This window comes from Streptomyces sp. NPDC002513, assembly GCF_053595355.1.
Genome location: NZ_JBSFXK010000003.1, coordinates 209,935 through 227,994, shown reverse-complemented (window position 1 = coordinate 227,994; position 18,060 = coordinate 209,935). Strand labels below are relative to the sequence as shown.

General features: G+C 72.6%; 16 protein-coding genes. 6 read left to right on the top strand and 10 right to left on the bottom strand.

Annotated elements, in window-relative coordinates; genetic code table 11:
- Positions 1-4 precede the first annotated feature (4 nt).
- Positions 5-706: a uracil-DNA glycosylase gene (locus ACWD5Q_RS03790; RefSeq protein ID WP_451425374.1), complete on the bottom strand. Its 702-nt coding sequence runs from the start codon at positions 704-706 to the stop codon at positions 5-7.
- A gap of 88 nt (positions 707-794) precedes the next feature.
- Here ACWD5Q_RS03790 and ACWD5Q_RS03785 point away from each other — a divergent pair, with 88 nt between their 5' ends.
- On the top strand, positions 795-1,592 hold the full coding sequence (locus tag ACWD5Q_RS03785) for an RNA-binding S4 domain-containing protein (RefSeq protein ID WP_451425373.1): 798 nt from the start codon (positions 795-797) through the stop codon (positions 1,590-1,592).
- Between the two features lie 16 nt (positions 1,593-1,608).
- Here the strand turns inward: ACWD5Q_RS03785 and ACWD5Q_RS03780 are convergent, their stop codons facing one another.
- The gene (locus ACWD5Q_RS03780; RefSeq protein ID WP_451425372.1) at positions 1,609-2,097 is read right to left on the bottom strand and encodes a DoxX family protein; all 489 of its coding nucleotides are present in this window, start codon (positions 2,095-2,097) and stop codon (positions 1,609-1,611) included.
- A 99-nt stretch (positions 2,098-2,196) separates the two neighbouring features.
- Positions 2,197-3,183 (bottom strand): acyltransferase domain-containing protein, encoded by a 987-nt coding sequence (locus ACWD5Q_RS03775; RefSeq protein ID WP_451425430.1) that lies wholly within the window; start codon positions 3,181-3,183, stop codon positions 2,197-2,199.
- A gap of 108 nt (positions 3,184-3,291) precedes the next feature.
- On the opposite strand from ACWD5Q_RS03775, the gene ACWD5Q_RS03770 reads away from it, so the two are divergent.
- The gene (locus ACWD5Q_RS03770) at positions 3,292-3,564 is read left to right on the top strand and encodes a DUF6343 family protein (RefSeq protein ID WP_451425371.1); all 273 of its coding nucleotides are present in this window, start codon (positions 3,292-3,294) and stop codon (positions 3,562-3,564) included.
- Positions 3,565-3,619: 55 nt separating this feature from the next.
- Here the strand turns inward: ACWD5Q_RS03770 and ACWD5Q_RS03765 are convergent, their stop codons facing one another.
- From ACWD5Q_RS03765 to rpsA, 4 genes are all read right to left on the bottom strand, one after another.
- Positions 3,620-4,000 carry a tetratricopeptide repeat protein gene (locus ACWD5Q_RS03765; RefSeq protein ID WP_311697067.1) on the bottom strand — a complete coding sequence of 127 codons (381 nt, stop codon included), beginning with the start codon at positions 3,998-4,000 and terminating at the stop codon, positions 3,620-3,622.
- Positions 4,001-4,050: 50 nt separating this feature from the next.
- Positions 4,051-4,659 (bottom strand): dephospho-CoA kinase, encoded by a 609-nt coding sequence (gene coaE / locus ACWD5Q_RS03760; RefSeq protein WP_451425370.1) that lies wholly within the window; start codon positions 4,657-4,659, stop codon positions 4,051-4,053.
- A gap of 52 nt (positions 4,660-4,711) precedes the next feature.
- On the bottom strand, positions 4,712-5,650 hold the full coding sequence (locus ACWD5Q_RS03755; protein ID WP_451425369.1) for a PAC2 family protein: 939 nt from the start codon (positions 5,648-5,650) through the stop codon (positions 4,712-4,714).
- Positions 5,651-5,947: 297 nt separating this feature from the next.
- A complete protein-coding gene (gene rpsA, locus ACWD5Q_RS03750) occupies positions 5,948-7,438 on the bottom strand; it encodes a 30S ribosomal protein S1 (RefSeq protein WP_451425368.1) in 1,491 nt (496 codons plus the stop codon).
- A gap of 345 nt (positions 7,439-7,783) precedes the next feature.
- On the opposite strand from rpsA, the gene ACWD5Q_RS03745 reads away from it, so the two are divergent.
- The 3 genes from ACWD5Q_RS03745 (at position 7,784) to ACWD5Q_RS03735 (ending at position 11,894) form a co-directional block, all read left to right on the top strand.
- Positions 7,784-8,644, top strand: coding sequence for a class I SAM-dependent methyltransferase (locus tag ACWD5Q_RS03745; protein WP_451425367.1), 861 nt, complete (start codon positions 7,784-7,786; stop codon positions 8,642-8,644).
- A 184-nt stretch (positions 8,645-8,828) separates the two neighbouring features.
- Complete coding sequence (locus ACWD5Q_RS03740; RefSeq protein ID WP_451425366.1) at positions 8,829-9,155, top strand: hypothetical protein; 327 nt, start codon at positions 8,829-8,831, stop codon at positions 9,153-9,155.
- A gap of 111 nt (positions 9,156-9,266) precedes the next feature.
- On the top strand, positions 9,267-11,894 hold the full coding sequence (locus ACWD5Q_RS03735; protein WP_451425365.1) for an ATP-dependent RNA helicase: 2,628 nt from the start codon (positions 9,267-9,269) through the stop codon (positions 11,892-11,894).
- Positions 11,895-12,054: 160 nt separating this feature from the next.
- On the opposite strand, the gene ACWD5Q_RS03730 is transcribed toward ACWD5Q_RS03735, so the two are convergent.
- Together ACWD5Q_RS03730 and ACWD5Q_RS03725 are read right to left on the bottom strand one after the other, a co-directional pair.
- Positions 12,055-12,177 carry an SPW_0924 family protein gene (locus ACWD5Q_RS03730; protein ID WP_451425364.1) on the bottom strand — a complete coding sequence of 41 codons (123 nt, stop codon included), beginning with the start codon at positions 12,175-12,177 and terminating at the stop codon, positions 12,055-12,057.
- Positions 12,178-12,311: 134 nt separating this feature from the next.
- Positions 12,312-14,123 (bottom strand): lytic transglycosylase, encoded by a 1,812-nt coding sequence (locus tag ACWD5Q_RS03725; protein ID WP_451425363.1) that lies wholly within the window; start codon positions 14,121-14,123, stop codon positions 12,312-12,314.
- A 268-nt stretch (positions 14,124-14,391) separates the two neighbouring features.
- On the opposite strand from ACWD5Q_RS03725, the gene ACWD5Q_RS03720 reads away from it, so the two are divergent.
- Positions 14,392-15,246, top strand: a complete 855-nt coding sequence (locus tag ACWD5Q_RS03720; RefSeq protein ID WP_451425362.1) for a DUF4184 family protein — start codon at positions 14,392-14,394, stop codon at positions 15,244-15,246.
- Positions 15,247-15,330: 84 nt separating this feature from the next.
- On the opposite strand, the gene polA is transcribed toward ACWD5Q_RS03720, so the two are convergent.
- Positions 15,331-18,057, bottom strand: a complete 2,727-nt coding sequence (polA, locus tag ACWD5Q_RS03715) for a DNA polymerase I (protein ID WP_451425361.1) — start codon at positions 18,055-18,057, stop codon at positions 15,331-15,333.
- Between the last annotated feature and the right edge of the window lie 3 nt (positions 18,058-18,060).

Below are 18,060 nucleotides of genomic sequence, written 5' to 3'. Positions count from 1 at the left end.
GCCGCTATGGCACGGTCGGCAGCCCTGCCGCCTGCGCCGCCGTACGCAGCACGTCCCGCAGCATCGAAGGGGTGAGCCGTCCCGTGAACGTGTTGCGCTGGCTGACGTGGAAGCAGCCGAAGAGCTCCAGCCCGTCCAGCGGCACCCGGGCCCCGTGTGCGAAGGCGGGCCGAGGCCGGGGCACCGCCCAGCCCGCCTCGGCGAGCGCGGTCAGTGCGGCCTGCCAGCCGAAGGCGCCGAGCGCGACCACGGCGCGCAGGGACGGGCGCAGCAGCCGCAGTTCCTGGACGAGCCAGGGCCGGCAGGTGTCGCGCTCCTCGGGGGTCGGCTTGTTGGCCGGTGGGGCGCAGTGGACGGGTGCGGTCACGCGTACGCCGTACAGTTCGAGCCCGTCGTCGGCGGACACCGACGTCGGCTGCGACGCCAGCCCGACGGCGTGCAGAGCCTCGTACAGCACGTCCCCGGACCGGTCCCCGGTGAACATCCGTCCGGTCCGGTTCCCGCCGTGCGCCGCGGGTGCGAGCCCTACGACGAGCAGCCTCGCGTCGGGCGGCCCGAAGCCCGGCACCGGCCGCCCCCAGTACGTCCAGTCGGCGAACGCGGCGCGCTTGGTACGGGCCACCTCCTCCCGCCAGGCGACAAGGCGGGGACAGGCACGGCACCCGGTGATCCGCTCGTCCAGCCTGGCGAGGCCGCTGTCGTCCATGCCTTAACGGTAGGCCCGGACGGCGAGGGCCCGGCGCTCCGCGGAAAAGGCGTCGGGTGCGCCGGGCTCGGCGAGTTAGGGTCAGGGCATGGCTTCCGAAGGCGCGGACGACGAGAAGGCGGGCGGGACCGAGGGAACCCGCCCGACGGCGACGGACCAGGAGTCCGGGGCACACCGGGACGGCGAGACGGCGCCCCGGGATTCCGGTGCGGGCGCGCCGGGCCCCGACGGCACCGCCCAGGCCGTGGACCCGAGGACGGCCGCCGCGGTGGCCGCCGCCGAGGCGGCCGGCCCCTCGCACGGCGAGAGCGTGCGCATCGACAGCTGGATCTGGTCCGTGCGGCTCGTCAAGACCCGCTCGGTCGGCGCCGACGCCTGCAAGGGCGGACACGTCCGGGTCAACGGCGAGCGCGTGAAGCCCGCGCACTCCGTGCGGGTCGGCGACGAGGTGCGGCTGCGGCACGAGGGCCGGGAGCGGGTCGTCGTGGTGAAGCGGCTGATCCGCAAGCGGGTGGGAGCCCCGGTGGCGGTCCAGTGCTATGTCGACAACAGCCCGCCCCCGCCGCCCCGCGCGTCCGTGGCCCCCGCGGGCATCCGCGACCGTGGCGCGGGCCGTCCCACCAAGCGCGACCGCCGCGAGATGGAACGCCTCCGCGGACTGGGCACGGCACCGGGCAGCCCGTACGGCGGCTACGCCGAAGCCCTCGGCGCCCAGAGCCGGTCCGAGGGCCGGGGCCGGACCGGCGGCCAGGACGGGATCGGCGGCCGGAGCGGGGTCGGCGGCCAGGACCGGAGCGGGTCCGGTGGCCAGGGCGGGTCCGGTGGCCAGGGCGGATCCGGTGGCCGGAGCCGGTCCCAGGGGCATGGCGGCTCGGGCAGCCGCTGAGGAGGCGACGCGGCGGTCACCCCCGGCGGCGCGCCAGGTGCACCCGGCGTGCCAGGTCCGCGGTGCGGTGGCGCCGGGCCCAGGCGATCACGGTGAGCGGGACGATCAGAATCAGCGGGGTCGCCGCGTGCTGCCCGTCGAAGACGGTCAGCTGGACGACGAAGGCGCCGACCATCAGCCCGGACAGCGCCACGGCCGCGACCGACGACAGCAGGCGTACGAGCAGCCCGACGGCCCCGGCCAGTTCGAGTGAACCGATGATGTACATCCCCGTGCTCCCCCAGCCGATCCTGTCGAAGGACTCGACGGCCGACGGGTGCGCGATCAGCTTGGGCAGCGCGCTCGCCAGGCCGTAGAAGAGCGCCAGGACGATGTGCAGGGCGCGCAGGGAGATCTCCGCGCGCCGGCTCCGGCCGCGGTTCGCCGAGGGGCGGACGGGGGCCGGGGCGGGGCCGGGGACAGAGGTGGAGGCGGCTCGGCGAGCGGGGGCTGCGGTCTCGGACACGGGGTCCTCCTGGAGGCGACGGGTGCGCGGTGCTGTCACGGAGTAAGACCCCCGGATGCCCCGGAACTCATCGCTCCCGGACCGGCCGCCGCGGCCGGCTCACAGGGCGAACCAGCCGCGGCGGGTGTACCAGTGCCCGCCCGCGCGCAGGTGGTCCACCACCGCCCGCTCCACACTCGAGCGCCGCGGCAGTGACTCCACCGGCAGATCGGGATCGCCGAAGACGAACCCGACGGGCACCCCGTCGTCCGGTGTCGCCTCCTCGTGCACGAGCTCGAAGCGGTCCTGGAAGCGGATGATGTGGGAGTCGGCGGGCAGGTACCGCCTGAGCTGCGGATCCAGCAGCCACGAGTGGCACACGGCGATCTCATGACGCTCGTCGGGGAAGTGACGGGCGAAGAACTCCCGTGCCAGGGCCAGGGACCGCTCACAGGCGGACGGTGACAGAGGGCCCCGGAAGTCGGGTATGTGCAGATCCAGGCATACGTCGCCGGGACCCACCGCGTGGCCCGCCGCCGCGACGGCCCGGCCCGTACGCTCTCCCAGCCGTCCGCGCTGGAACTGCAGCCGCCCGAGCTGGAACAGCTCCCCGTGGAAGTGCAGTGCCGACCACCACGGGAACAGCAGTCCCCCGGTGCCGCGTCGCCTGCGGTGCACCGCGACCTGGCGTCCGAGATCCGCCAGCGTACGGCGGGTCACTTCCTCCGGAACACCGCGTTCCCGGTGGTACACGCGCACATACGGAAGCGCGGCGACGAAGACGTAGAGAGGGAAGAACCGCCCGAGCGCCCCGGCCGAGGCCGGGAACGGGGGCGGCTCACAGGCTTTCCCGATCTCCCCCATGTCGCGCACGAAACGGGTGACGCACCGCGCCAGCAGTGTCATCGCCTCGGGGTCCTGACCCAGCCGGACGCGCAGCGCGACGACTTCGTTGATGTCCTCGTGGGGTACGGCCAGGTCGAGCAGGATGTCGGGCAGCTCGTCCGCGCCGGGGAGGGCGACCGCCACCCTCGCGCCGTCCTCGCGCTCGAGGTCCCTCAGCCACTCGGCGAGCCTCGAGTCCGCCCGCACCGCCTCCAGTAGCACCATCGCCTCCCCTGGTGACCCCGGCCGCGCTCCCGCGCCACCGGATTCTGGCCGCCGTTCCATGGTGAACATGCACCACGAAGGGTACGTGTCCGGTCAGGAGTGGTGATGGTGATGCGTACGGGCAGTGAACCGGCGACGGCGCGCAGTGCGCTGCGGATGCGCTTGTGGCTGAGCGTCTGGGGCCTGGCCTGGGCGACCTTCGGAACGGTCGTCTTCGCGCTCGTGGGGCGAGAGGGCTGGGCAGCCGCGTGCGGCGTGCTGTGGCTGGTGATCAGCGCGGACCTGGCCATGATCGTGCGGCACATCCGGCAGGGGGCCCACTGGCAGCCGGGCCGCGACGTCCCGCCGTATCCGCCACCGGACCGGCGCCGCTGGTAGCGGCCGTCGCGCTTTTGCCGCCGTCCCTCGACCGGTCGAAGGCCGCCGCCTCGGGCTATGAGTCGAAGCCCGCAGCCTTGAGGTACTGCGGGTTGGGGTCCAGCGCGGCCGCCAGCCGGAAGTGCCGCTTGGCCTCCTCGGGCCGCGCCTGACGCTCGTAGGTGCGGGCCAGCGCGAAGTGCGCGAACGCGTTGTCCGGCTCACGCTCCAGCACGATGCTGAACTCCAGCTCGGCGGGGCGCAATTGGGCGGCGGCGAAAAAGGCACGCGCGCGCAGCAGCCGCGCGGCCGTGTTCTCCGGGTGCGCGGCGATCACGCCGTCCAGCAGCTTGACCGCGCCTCGTGGGTCCCGTGCGGCGAGCAACTGCTCAGCGGCACGGAAGTCGATCACATGGGTCTCCGGAGTACGTCCGGTGGGATCGCTGATCTCGGGCACAGCTGAGTCCTTCCCTCACTGGAGCGATTCAACGCTTCCCGCGGCGACCGCTATTCCGGTGAACGCCCGGCCCTGCGCACGAGATCCGCCCATACGTCCCTCACCCGCCGTCGCAGCTCCTCCAGGGGGACGTCGTTGTCGATGACGATGTCCGCTGTCTCCAGGCGCTTCTCACGCGATGCCTGGGCGGCCATACGCGCCCGTGCGTCCTCCTCCGTCATGCCACGCAGCCGGACGAGCCGGTCGAGCTGGGTGCCGGGACTCGCGTCGACGACGACCACCACGTCGTAGAGCGGGGCGAGTCCGTTCTCCGTGAGCAGGGGTACGTCGTGGACGACCACGGCGTCCTCGGGCGCGGCACTCTCCAGCTCACGGGAGCGGGCGCCGACCAGGGGGTGCACGATCGCATTGAGGACGGCGAGCTTCTCGGGATCGGAGAAGACGAGGGAGCCCAGTCCGGGGCGGTCCAGGCTGCCGTCCGGTGTGAGGACGTCCTCTCCGAAGGCCTCGACGACCGCCGCGAGCCCGGGAGTGCCGGGCTCGACGACCTCGCGCGCGATACGGTCCGCGTCGACCAGCACGGCTCCGCACTCCACGAGCAGCCGCGACACCTCGCTCTTGCCGGCGCCGATACCGCCGGTCAGACCCACCTTCAGCATGACGGGAAGCCTACGGCCTGCCACCGACAGTCGCGGCGGCAGACCCCTGCGCTCAGCCCTCGCCCTCGCGCTCCGCCAGGAAGCGCTCGAATTCCTGTCCGATCTCGTCCGCGGACGGGATCTCGACGGGCTCCGCGAGCATGTTGCCGCGCGTCTCGGCGCCCGCAGCGGCGTCGTACTGGTGCTCGAGGCCCTGCACGAGCGCGACCAGTTCCTCGTCGCCCTCCCGGATCTGGCGTTCGATCTCCGTCTGCGTGCGGTGCGCGTCCGTGCGCAGCGAGTGCGCGATCCCCGGGAGGACGAGTCCCGTCGCGGCCGTGATGGCCTCCAGAACGGTCAGCGCGGCGTCCGGGTACAGGGAGCGGGCGATGTAGTGCGGGACGTGCGCGGCGACGCCGAGGACATCGTGCCCGGCCTCCATGAGCCGGTACTCGACCAGGGACTCGGCGCTGCCGGGGACCTGCGCCTCCTCGAAGGGGCTGCGGTGGCCCGGCACGAGGTCGCTGCGGTTGCCGTGCGGGGTGAGGCCCACCGGGCGGGTGTGCGGCACACCCATCGGGATGCCGTGGAAGTTGACGGCCAGACGGACACCGAGCCGCTCCACGATCTGCCGGACGGCCGCGGCGAACCGCTCCCACTCCACGTCCGGTTCGGGGCCGGTCAGCAGAAGGAAAGGCGCACCGGTGGCGTCCTGAACCAGGCGCACCTCGATGGACGGGACCTCGTACGCCGTCCATCGGTCTCGCTTGAAGGTGAGCAGCGGACGGCGCGCACGGTAGTCCACCAGCCGGTCGTGGTCGAAGCGGGCCACGACCTGGTGCGGCAGCGCGTCGAGGAGCCGGTCGACGATCTGGTCGCCGGTCTCACCCGCGTCCATGTATCCGTCGAAGTGGTAGAGCATGACCAGGCCTGCCGACTCCTGGGCGAGCGCCATGTCGACGACGGCCAGCCCTTTCGGCTCCCATGCGTACAAACCCTGCGGATCAAGCACTGTGGACCGCTCCTCCTCGTGTACTTTCCGGCACAACGCGCTTCGCGGCGTGGGCATTCCCGGCCCGCGCGCGGCGCGTGGGAGCACGCCGGCGCGCCGAAGACCGCCCGCGACGGCGACCGACCGCGCCCTGTGCCGCACAACAGCGGACCCGGCAGTCGCCCGGACCCTGTCCCGCACGGCGGCGGACGACACCCGGCGGTCGCCCGCGCCCCGGAGAGGAGGCGACGCACCGAGGGCCCGCCCCCCAGTGGGGGGCGGGCCCTCGGTCAGCGGCTAATGCCTAGCGACGAGCGCTCAGCTCTGGCCGCCGGCCAGCTTCTCGCGCAGGGCGGCCAGCGCCTCGTCCGACGCCAGGGCGCCGGAGGTGTCGCCACCCTCGGAGGAGTACGAACCGCCGGTCGCGGCCGGAGCGGCGGCCTCGCCACCCTCGGCGGCAGCGGCAGCGTCCGCCTCGCGGGACTTGATGACCTGCTGCTGGTGCTGCTCGAAGCGGGTCTGCGCCTCGGCGTACTGGCGCTCCCACTCCTCGCGCTGCTTCTCGTAGCCCGGCAGCCAGTCGTTGGTCTCCGGGTCGAAGCCCTCGGGGTAGATGTAGTTGCCCTGGTCGTCGTAGGACGCGGCCATGCCGTACAGGGTCGGGTCGAACTCGACCGAGGCCGGGTCGGCACCGAAGGCCTCGTTGGCCTGCTTCAGCGAGAGGCTGATGCGACGGCGCTCGAGGTCGATGTCGATGACCTTGACGAAGATCTCGTCGTTGACCTGGACGACCTGCTCCGGGATCTCCACGTGGCGCTCGGCCAGCTCGGAGATGTGGACCAGACCCTCGATGCCCTCGTCCACGCGGACGAACGCACCGAACGGAACCAGCTTCGTGACCTTACCGGGCACGACCTGGCCGATCTGGTGGGTGCGGGCGAACTGCTGCCACGGGTCTTCCTGGGTCGCCTTCAGCGACAGGGAGACACGCTCGCGGTCCATGTCGACGTCGAGGACCTCGACGGTGACCTCCTGGCCCACCTCGACGACCTCGGACGGGTGGTCGATGTGCTTCCAGGACAGCTCGGAGACGTGGACCAGACCGTCGACGCCACCCAGGTCCACGAAGGCACCGAAGTTGACGATCGAGGAGACCACACCGGAGCGGACCTGACCCTTCTGGAGGGTCGTGAGGAACGTCTGGCGCACCTCGGACTGGGTCTGCTCGAGCCAGGCACGGCGGGACAGGACCACGTTGTTGCGGTTCTTGTCCAGCTCGATGATCTTCGCCTCGAGCTCCTTGCCGACGTACGGCTGGAGGTCACGGACGCGGCGCATCTCGACCAGGGAGGCCGGGAGGAAGCCACGGAGGCCGATGTCGAGGATGAGACCACCCTTGACGACCTCGATGACGGTACCGGTGACGATGCCGTCCTCTTCCTTGATCTTCTCGATGGTGCCCCAGGCACGCTCGTACTGGGCGCGCTTCTTCGAGAGGATCAGGCGGCCTTCCTTGTCCTCCTTCTGGAGGACGAGGGCCTCGATCTCGTCGCCGACGGCAACGACCTCGTTCGGGTCGACGTCGTGCTTGATCGAGAGCTCGCGGCTCGGGATGACACCTTCGGTCTTGTAACCGATGTCGAGCAGGACCTCGTCCCGGTCGACCTTCACGATGACGCCGTCGACGATGTCGCCGTCGTTGAAGTACTTGATCGTCTCGTCGATCGCCGCGAGGAAGGCTTCCTCGTTACCGATGTCGTTGACCGCTACCTGCGGGATGGTGGCGGTGGTCTCGGTGCTGCTCGTCATGTGGGAAAGGGCTCCGGTACGGACATGAAGTCGTAGGCAATGCTTACGCCGGGAGCCCGTTTCGCTCTGCAGAAGCCGGACAGCCAAGGAAGCGCCCTACCAGTCACTGGTGGTGGCGCCTCGACAACCGAGGGGACATACAACAGATGCGAGCGCAGCCTGCTACGTCTGAGGTGCGCAGGCCCGCAGCGCAACTTGTAGCATACGGGGGCAGCCGGACAGGGTCAATGCGCGAAGCCGCACACCCGGGGCGGTTCGCCGCATTCCCGGCAGAACACGGCGCGCGACACCACCCGTATACCGGACACGCCACGAGGCCGCACAGGCCTTAAGGACACCTTTTCCGTGACACCGCCGAGGCGGGCCGGACGGAAGAGTACGACGAGGGAGCCGATCATCCAAGAGCCCGAGCAGTCCGAGCCGGACGCCACCCGGCGTACGGCCGGAGTCACGGAGAGTTCCCGGGCCAACCGGGGCTGGTGGGACCGGAACGCGGACGAGTACCAGATCGAGCACGGCACGTTCCTCGGCGACGACCGCTTCGTCTGGGGCCCCGAGGGCCTCGACGAGGTCGAGGCCGAGCTGCTCGGCCCGCCGGAGGACCTCAAGGGCAAGGACGTCCTGGAGATCGGCGCCGGCGCGGCGCAGTGCTCCCGGTGGCTGGCCGGGCAGGGCGCCCGGCCGGTGGCCCTGGACCTCTCCCACCGCCAGCTCCAGCACGCCCTTCGCATCGGCGGGACCATTCCCCTGGTCCAGGCCGACGCGGCCGTGCTGCCCTTCCGGGACGGCTCCTTCGACCTCGCGTGCTCCGCGTACGGCGCGCTGCCGTTCGTCGCGGACCCGGTCCTGGTCCTGCGCGAGGTGCACCGGGTGCTGCGCCCCGGCGGCCGCTTCGTCTTCTCGGTGACGCACCCGATCCGCTGGGCGTTCCCGGACGAGCCGGGTCCCGAGGGACTGTCGGTGTCGGCCTCGTACTTCGACCGCACGCCGTACGTCGAGCAGGACGAGGAGGGCCGGGCGGTCTACGTGGAGCACCACCGCACGCTCGGCGACCGAGTGCGGGACATCGTGTCGTCCGGCTTCCGGCTGGTCGATCTGGTCGAGCCCGAGTGGCCCGCCTGGAACACCTCGGAGTGGGGCGGCTGGTCGCCGTTGCGCGGCAACCTGATCCCGGGTACGGCGATCTTCGTGTGCGAGCGGGACTGACGGCGCACGGGCGGGGCTGAGGAAGCGGGACCGGGGAACGGCACGGGGCCGGGGCGGTTCCGGCCAATCAGCGGTGCGGGCAGCCGCGCGCGTGTGCCCGCCGTGCGGGCGGGGCACAACCGATGAGTCGACAGGTCACCCTCGAGGCTGCGGTCAGCAGTGCCACGCGGTGGGGGGTACGCGCATGCACGTCTGTCCGGTCTGCAAGCGGAGCGACAGGACCACGAAGCTCAGCGCGCACTGGAGGGCGCTCAGCGCCGGCCAGCGGGCCGGGGCGCCGCACCTCGCGCGCCCCACGCTCGACGACGAGCCGTGGACCGAGCCGCTGGGCCTGCTCACCCTGGGCTGCGCCCTCCTCCTCTCCGAAGCGTGGCTGGGGTTCGTCGGGGTGGCCGGCGGGGGCCTTTGGCTGGTGTCGCTGCGCGACCGAGTGGCCCAGGCGGCGAAGGGATGGGCCGACTGGCACCGCAAGCAGTTCTGCCGTCGGTGCGACCACGACTTTCTCCCGTGACGGTGGCACCACGACGTCGGCCCGTGACGGTGGCACCACGACGTCGCTCCCGTGGCACCGTGCCGGTCTCTCCCGTGACGCCGTGCCGGCACCGCCTGGAACACTGATGCGGTGATCCGCCACGACTCCCTCGACCGCCTTCCCGTCCGCTCCGCCGTCCCCGCCCTCGGGAGCGCACTCCAGGAGCACGGTGTCGCGGTGCTGTGCGCTCCTCCCGGTACCGGCAAGACGACACTCGTGCCGTTGGTCCTCGCCGGGCTCGTGGGCGGCGGCCCGGCGCGCCGTGTGGTCGTCGCCGAGCCGCGCCGGATCGCCGCGCGGGCCGCGGCCCGGCGGATGGCGTGGCTGCTCGGGGAGCAGCCCGGCCACAGCGTCGGCTACACCGTGCGCGGGGAACGGGTGACGGGGCGCCGCGCGCGCGTGGAGGTGGTCACGACCGGTGTGCTGCTGCAGCGGCTGCAACGGGACCAGGAGCTGACAGGCGTCGACGTGGTCGTGCTCGACGAGTGCCATGAGCGGCACCTGGACGCCGACACGGTCGCCGCCTTCCTGCTCGACGTACGGGAGACCCTGCGCCCTGAGCTGCGGCTCGTGGCGGCCTCGGCGACGACGGACGCGGAGGGCTGGGCGCGGCTGCTGGGCGGGGCCCCGGTCGTCGAGGCGGAGGGCGTGTCGCACCCCGTCGAGGTGGTGTGGGCACCGCCTGCGCGTCCGGTGCGGCCACCGCACGGGTTGCGCGTGGACCCGGCGCTGCTGACGCATACGGCGTCGGTGGTGCGGCGGGCGCTCGCCGAGTGCGAGGGCGATGTCCTCTGTTTCCTGCCCGGGGTCGGGGAGATCGCTCGCGTGGCGGGACAGCTCGGCGACTTGGGGCGCGTCGATGTGCTCCAGGTCCACGGGCGGGCCCCGGCGTCCGTGCAGGACGCGGTGCTGTCCCCCGGTGCCGGACGGCGGGTGGTGCTGGCGACGTCCGTGGCGGAATCGTCGCTGACGGTGCCCGGGGTGCGGGTGGTCGTCGACTCCGGGCTCGCGCGGGAGCCACGGGTGGACCACGAGCGCGCTCTGAGCGCGCTGACGACGGTACGGGCCTCGCAGGCGGCGGGACGGCAGCGGGCGGGCCGGGCGGGGCGTGAGGCGCCGGGCCGGGTCTACCGCTGCTGGTCCGAGGCGGAGGACGCGCTGCTGCCGCGTTTCCCGGCGCCGGAGATCAGGCTCGCCGACCTGACGGGGTTCGCGTTGCAGGCTGCGTGCTGGGGCGATCCGGAGGCGTCCGGACTGGCGCTCCTGGACGCCCCGCCGGTCGGGGCGATGGCGGCGGCGCGGTCGGTGCTGACGGCGGTCGGCGCCGTGGACGCGACGGGCCGGGCCACGGCACGGGGTGTACGGATGTCCCGGCTCGGTCTGCATCCGCGGCTGGCCAGGGCGCTGCTGGACGCGGCGCCGGAGGTGGGCGGGAACCGGGCCGCCGAGGTGGTCGCCCTGCTGAGCGAGGAGGCGCCACGGGAGTACGGGGACGATCTGACGGCGGCCTGGCGGGCGGCCCGGCGCGGGAGCGACGCGTACGCGGCCCGCTGGCGGGACGAAGTACGCCGGCTGCGGTCGGCGGCGGGCGACCTCCCCGCGCGAGCGGGCGACCTCCCCGCCGATACCGACGATCTCCCCGCCGGCACAGACGATCTCCCCTCCGCCCCGGACCGTGGCCCGCTCCGTCCGGACGAAGCCCGGCCCCACGCCGTAGAACGTCCGGCAAGGCCGACGAGGGCACCTGACGATCAGGTCGCCGGTCTCGTCGCGGCCCTCGCCTTCCCCGAGCGGCTCGCGCGGACCGACGGCGGCTCCTCCCTCATGGTGAACGGCACCCGTGCCGAGCTGGGGGACGGGTCCGGCCTGCGCGGTGCTCCCTGGCTCGCGGTCGCCGTGGCCGACCGGCCCGTCGGCGCGGGCCACGCGCGCGTGCGGCTCGCCGCGGTGGTGGACGAGGACGTGGCGCGACGGGCCGCCGCCGCCCTGCGCACCGAGGGGGAGGAGGTCCACTGGGCCGACGGGGACGTCGTGGCCCGCCGTGTCGAGCGGCTCGGGGCCGTGGAGCTGGCGGTGCGGCCGCTACGGGACCCGGCCCCGGGCCTCGTCCGGGAGGCCCTGCTGGCCGGGCTGCGGGCGGAGGGATTCGGTCTGCTGCACTGGTCGCCGGGGGCCCGTGTGCTGCGGCAGCGGCTCGCCTTCCTGCGGCTGCACCTGGCCGGCCCCTGGCCGGACGTCCGCGACGACGCGCTCCACGCGCGCGTGGAGGAGTGGCTGGAGCCCGAGCTGAGCCGTGCGCGGCGGCGCGCCGACCTCGCGCGGATCGACGCGGGACAGGCGCTCTCCCGGCTGCTGCCCTGGTCCACCGGGGATGCCGCCCGGCTCGACGAGCTGGCGCCCGAGCGGATCACCGTCCCGAGCGGGTCCGCCGTTCGGATCGACTACGGCGACCCCGAGCGGCCCGTCCTCGCCGTGAAGCTCCAGGAGATGTTCGGGCTCCAGGAGTCGCCCAGGATCGCCGGCGTGCCCGTGCTGGTGCATCTGCTGTCCCCCGCCGGGCGGCCGGTCGCCGTCACCGCCGACCTCGCCTCCTTCTGGCAGGGCGGCTACCGGGCCGTACGGGCGGAGCTGCGGGGCCGGTACCCCAAGCACCCCTGGCCCGAGGACCCCGCCTGCGCGGAGCCGACCCGGCACACCAACGCGCGGCTCAGGCGGTGACCGGCGCGGGCTCCGCGCCTTGAGGAAGACGTACCGGCGCAGCAGGGGGGACAGCGCCGTGAAGAACACGGCGGGGGCGGGCAGGATCAGGCCGGCCTCGCGTCGCATCTCGGCGTCCTCCCTGTGCGTGCGGTGCGGGCGTCGGGGGCCTGCCCGTCCGTCACGGATGGCTGGGGACTGTCGTCAGCAGCGGTTTCGGGGATGTGTTGCCGGACGACGACCCCAGGGCCGTCAGGGCGAGCGCCGCGGCGAGACCGATGGCGGCGGCGCCGAGGTCGCGCATACGGCCTCCCGGACCGGGAACTGACCACCCATCAGGTCCGGCGCCATGGCAACGGGCGCTCGAGAGTGCTGCACAAGGCGGCGGCGCCCCTCCGTGGCGGAGAGGCGCCGCCGTCGTACGGGGCCGGCGCGGCGCTACGCGGTCGGGCTCGGTGACGGGCTGTCCGACGCGGTCGGGCTCGGTGACGGGCTGTCCGACGCGGTCGGGCTCGGTGACGGGCTGTCCGACGCGGTCGGGCTGGGTGACGGAGCGGCCGCCGTGACGTCCAACGGGACCATGAGGGTTGCGCCGCCCGCGGTGGTGATGCGGAGCAGGAACGTGCCGGTGGTGTCGTCGGCGTACAGCTTCGGGAGCTTCAGCAGGCCCTTCTCGTCGGTCTTCAGGCCCATGAGGGTGCGTACGGTCTTGCCGTCGGCGTCCTTGAAGTAGGGGCCCTTGTCGTTCTCGGTCGGGTTGAGGACCCCCTTGACGAGGGTCGCGGTGACCGCGACGCCATCCGCGACGGCGCCCTTCAACGTGGCCTTCACCTCGACCTGGTCGGCGAACTCGCCGCCAGGGGCGCAGATCAGCGCGGTGTAGCTGGTGCGGACGAGGATGTCGGCCCGGCGTTCGGTGACGGTGACCGGGTACTCGGCGGCGACCTTGCGGCCCACGAGGAGGGCGCGGACCGTGAAGCCGCCTGCCTTCTGGCCGGCGACGAGCGCCGGTGCGGTGGCCTTGCCCGAAGCGTCGGTGACGACGGTCGCCACGGTCTCGCCGCCCTTGAAGGTGGCGTCCGTGTCGCCTTCGATCGTGAACCGCACGCGGACCTTCGGCACCGCCTTGCCGTCCTTGGTCACGGCCGTCACGGTGATCTTCCGGTCGAACGTGTCGCCCGTCCTGGCCGAGAGGTTGCCGGTACCGGCGTCCGTCAGACGGTCCACCGTGTCGCTCGCGGTGGGCGGCTTGGGCGAGGGCGTGCCCGGCGTCGAGGGGGCCGGAGGGGTGGTGCCGCCGGGCTGGTGGGGGCGGCCGGGCTTGTGGGCGCCGGGCTTCTGGGTCTCCCCCGCCTTCGGGTCGGGGCTCGCACCGGAGTCGCTGTGGTGCCTGGGCACGGTGCCGGTGCCGTCCGGGACCGAGTGCGTGCCCTTGCGGTAGTACTCGTACCAGGACAGAACGGTGTTCAGATAGTCCTGCGAGGCGTTGTAGCCGAGGATCGCCTCGTTCATGTCGGACTGGACCGACAGGTCACGGCCGAAACGGCACAGGTAGTGACCGGCGGCGAGGGCGGCGTCGTAGATGTTGTTGGGGTCCTTGACCCCGTCGCCGTTGCCGTCGCGGCCCGCCCAGGCCCAGGTGGACGGGATGAACTGCATGGGGCCCACGGCGCGGTCGTAGGTGGTGTCGCCGTCGTAGACGCCGTGGTCGGTGTCCTTGATGTTCGCGAAGCCGTTGCCGTCCAGGAGCGGGCCGAGGATCTTCGAGTACGTCGTGCCGTTCGCGTCGACCTGGCCGCCGCGGGCCTGGCCGGACTCGACCTGGCCGATGGCGGCGAGCAGTTCCCAGGGCAGGTTGCAGCCCGGCTTGGACCGCTGGAGCTCCGTGGCCGCCTTCTTGTAGGCGTCCAGAACGGTGGCCGGGATACCGGCCACCGCGGGCCCCACGGGACCGCCGGGACCGCCGGGGGTGGGACCGACGGTCGGGCCGGGGGACTCGGTGGGGCTGTTGAGCGGCGGGAGATCCGTGTAGTAGCGGCCGTTGCCGGTGGCCGTGCCGGCACCGCCGTCACCGCCGTCGGTGACGGTGGGGTCCGGTTCGGATGCGGCCTGCGCACCCGTGGTCTGTCTGCCCTGGTCGTCGGTGGTCACTCCCGGAGCCTGGGACGCGGCCAGAGCCGCGACCGCGGCCGCGGCCACAGCCGTGGTTGCCGCCCCCTTGCGCAGCCGCCTGCCGAAATGCGCCGCCATTGAGTGAACCCCTCCTGTCGACGACCTTATGTAGTGGTGCGCTCTCTGTGTGCGACCGTGCTCCCCAGCACGGCGACCAAGTGACCCTACGACAACTTCCGTCGCCCCGGCACCCGTTGATGCCCGGTTTTCACCCGTTGGTCATGTGCTCTTGGGCTGGGACACCGGCACGGGGCGGCTCATCTCACCCGTTTCTTCCGTCCCTCATACTGGACGTCTGTGATCGCCGGGTGGTTGTACCCGGTGAGTGTCTGCCGAGGGAGCCGACGTGCCGTTCACCCTCAGCCATGCCGCGGCGGTCCTGCCCGCCGTACGCGGGGACGGATCCGGGCGCGGACGACTGGTGCCCTCGGTCCTCGTCGCGGGTTCGTTCGCGCCCGACATGACCTACGTCGCGGCGAGCGCGGTGTCCGGGGCGATGGACTTCGGTGCCGTCACCCACTCCGTCGCCGGGGTGTTCACGGTGGACGTGCTCATCGCGTGGGCGCTGGTGGGGGCGTGGCTGGTGCTGCGGGAGCCGGTGGTGGCGCTGCTGCCGCGGGCGGCACAGGGGCGGGTGGCGGCCCTGGTGCGCTGTGGCACACCGCGCCGGAAGATCTCGTTCCCGCTGCTCGTCCGGTGGTACGTCTCCGCGGCGCTGGGTGCGCTGACCCATGTCGTCTGGGACGCGTTCACGCATCTCGACCGGTGGGGGATGCGGTTGTTTCCGGTGCTGGGAAGGCCATTCGCGGGAACACCGCTGTACACCTACGCGCAGTACGGCAGTTCCGTGGTGGCCGCGGTGGTGATCGCGGTGTTCTTGACGGTCCTGCTCCGGCGGATGCCGGCCGGTACGGGCGCTGAGGCGCAGGTGCCACTGCTGTCCTGGGCCGACCGGTGGCTGGCGGGTGCGGTGATCGGCGGCTGCGCGGCGGTGGGTGCGGTGCAGCGGGCGTCCCGGTGGTGGGCCTCCTGGGGGACCACCGCGAAGCCTTGGGACGTGATCCCCCCGGTGTGTTTCGGGGCGGGCGCCGGGCTCGCCGTCGGGCTCGCGATGTATGTGGCGGGGGTCAGGGCATTGCGCCCGGTCCCCGCCGCCCCGTCGGCCCCCCGGCCGGAACGCAGCCGGCCCACCCCCCGCTGACCCCGGCCGCCGGCGCGGATCGGGGCCACGGCCGCGGGGCCGAGGGCCGCATAGGGGGGAAGGGCACGGCTGCCCGGCGCGCCTCTAGTGCGCCGCCGACTCCCAGTCCCCTCCGTCTCCCACCGACACATCCAGCGGTGCTCTCAGCTGAACCGCGGCCGCCATCTCTCGGCGGACCAGTTCCTCCGCCTTCCGGCGCTCGCCGGGAGCGATCTCCAGGACGATTTCGTCGTGGACCTGGAGGAGCATGCGGGAGTCGAGACCGGCCTCGCGCAGGGCCCGCTCCACGTTCAGCATGGCGATCTTGACGATGTCCGCCGCCGTGCCCTGGATCGGGGCGTTCAGCGCCATGCGTTCCGCCGTCTCCCGGCGCTGGCGGTTGTCGCTGTTCAGGTCCGGGAGGTAGCGGCGGCGGCCGAAGAGCGTCTCCGTGTAGCCGGTGGCCCGGGCCTCGTCCACCACCCGGCGCAGATAGTCCCGTACTCCGCCGAAGCGCTCGAAGTACGTGTCCATCAGGGCCCGGGCCTCCGCCGCCTCGATGTTCAGCTGCTGGGACAGACCGAAGGCCGACAGTCCGTAAGCCAGACCGTACGACATGGCCTTGATCTTGCGCCGCATCTCCGCGTCGACCGCGTCCCGGGCCACCCCGAACACCTGGGAGGCCACCGTGGTGTGCAGATCCTCACCGGAGGTGAACGCCTGGATCAGGCCCTCGTCCTCCGACAGGTGCGCCATCACGCGCAGCTCGATCTGGCTGTAGTCCGCCGTCATCAGGGACTCGAAGCCCTCGCCGACCACGAAGCCGCGGCGGATCGCCCTGCCCTCGTCCGTGCGCACCGGGATGTTCTGCAGGTTCGGGTCCGTCGACGACAGCCGGCCGGTCGCCGCGACCGTCTGGTTGAACGTCGTGTGGATCCGGCCGTCCGCCGCGACCGTCTTGATCAGGCCCTCGACGGTCACGCGCAGCTTCGCCTGCTCACGGTGGCGCAGCATGATCACCGGCAGCTCGTTGTCGGTCTGGGTGGCGAGCCACGCCAGCGCGTCCGCGTCCGTCGTGTAGCCCGTCTTGGTCTTCTTGGTCCTGGGCAGGCCCAGCTCGCCGAAGAGGACTTCCTGAAGCTGCTTGGGCGAGCCCAGGTTGAACTCGTGCCCCGCCGCCGCGTGCGCCTCCTTCACCGCCTGCTGCGCCGCGGCCGCGAACAACTGCTCCATGGCCTCCAGATGCGTGCGGTCCGCCCCGATGCCGTACCGCTCCATACGGGCGAGCAGCGCGGAGACGGGCAACTCCATGTCGCGCAGCAGGTCCGCCGCACCGACCTCCCGCAGCTTCTCCTCGAATGCCTGGCCGAGGTCGAGGATCGCGCGGGCCTGGATCATCAGCGCCTCGGCCTCGGCACCCTCGTCGACACCGAACGCGAGCTGGCCGTCCGCCGCGGCCGCGGGCGCCAGCTCCCGGCCGAGGTACTCCAGCGACAGCGCGTCCAGCGCGAAGGAACGGCGGCCCGGCTTCACCAGGTACGCGGCGAGCGCCGTGTCCATGGTCACGCCCGCCAGGGACCAGCCGTGCTCGGGGAAGACGCGCATCGCGCCCTTGGCGTTGTGCAGCACCTTGGGCCGGGCCGGATCGGCGAGCCACTGCGCGAACGCCTTCTCGTCCGCCTCGTCCAGCTCCGTCGGGTCGAACCAGGCCGCCGCCCCGTCGGCCGCGGCGAGCGCGATCTCCGCCACCGAGCCCACGCCCAGTCCCCACGAGTCGACCGTGGCCAGACCGAGGGCCTGGCCGGCGTGCTCCGCGAGCCACGGCGTCAGCTCGCCCGCACCCAGCACCGCGCCGTCCAACGTGACGCCGTCCGCCGGGACCGGCGTCGTCTCGGCCTCCTCGGCCCCGGGGTCGACGGCGAAGAGCCGCTCACGCAGCGAGGGGTTCCTGATCTCCAGGGTGTCCAGGACCATCGCGACGGCCGTACGGTCGTAGGCGGCCCGCTCCAGGTCGGTGACCGCCTTCGGCAGCTCCACCCGCCGCTCCAGCTCCGTGAGCCGGCGGTTCAGCTTCACCGACTCCAGATGGTCGCGCAGGTTCTGCCCGGCCTTGCCCTTGACCTCGTCGACGCGCTCCACCAGCTCCGCGAACGAGCCGAACTGGTTGATCCACTTCGCGGCCGTCTTCTCGCCGACGCCCGGGATGCCCGGCAGGTTGTCCGACGGGTCGCCGCGCAGCGCCGCGAAGTCCGGGTACTGCGCCGGCGTCAGCCCGTACTTCTCGACAACCTTCTCCGGGGTGAACCGGGTCAGCTCCGAGACACCCTTCGTCGGGTACAGCACCGTCGTGCTCTCGGTGACCAGCTGGAAGGAGTCGCGGTCCCCGGTGACGATCAGCACCTCGAAGCCCTCGGCCTCGGCCTCGGTGGCCAGCGTGGCGATCACGTCGTCCGCCTCGAACCCCTCGACCGCGAAGCGCGGAGCCCGCATCGCGTCCAGCAGCTCGCCGATCAGCTCGACCTGGCCCTTGAACTCGTCCGGGGTCTTCGACCGGTTCGCCTTGTACTCCGTGAACTCCTCGGAGCGCCAGGTCTTGCGGGAGACGTCGAACGCCACCGCGAAGTGCGTGGGCGTCTCGTCGCGCAGCGTGTTCGCCAGCATCGACGCGAAGCCGTAGATCGCGTTCGTCGGCTGGCCCGTCGCGGTCGTGAAGTTCTCCGCGGGCAGCGCGAAGAACGCGCGGTAGGCCAGCGAGTGCCCGTCCATGAGCATCAGCCGGGGACGGCCGCCGCCGGAGGTCTTCTCGGTCTTCTTCGATGCTGTCTCTGCCACGTC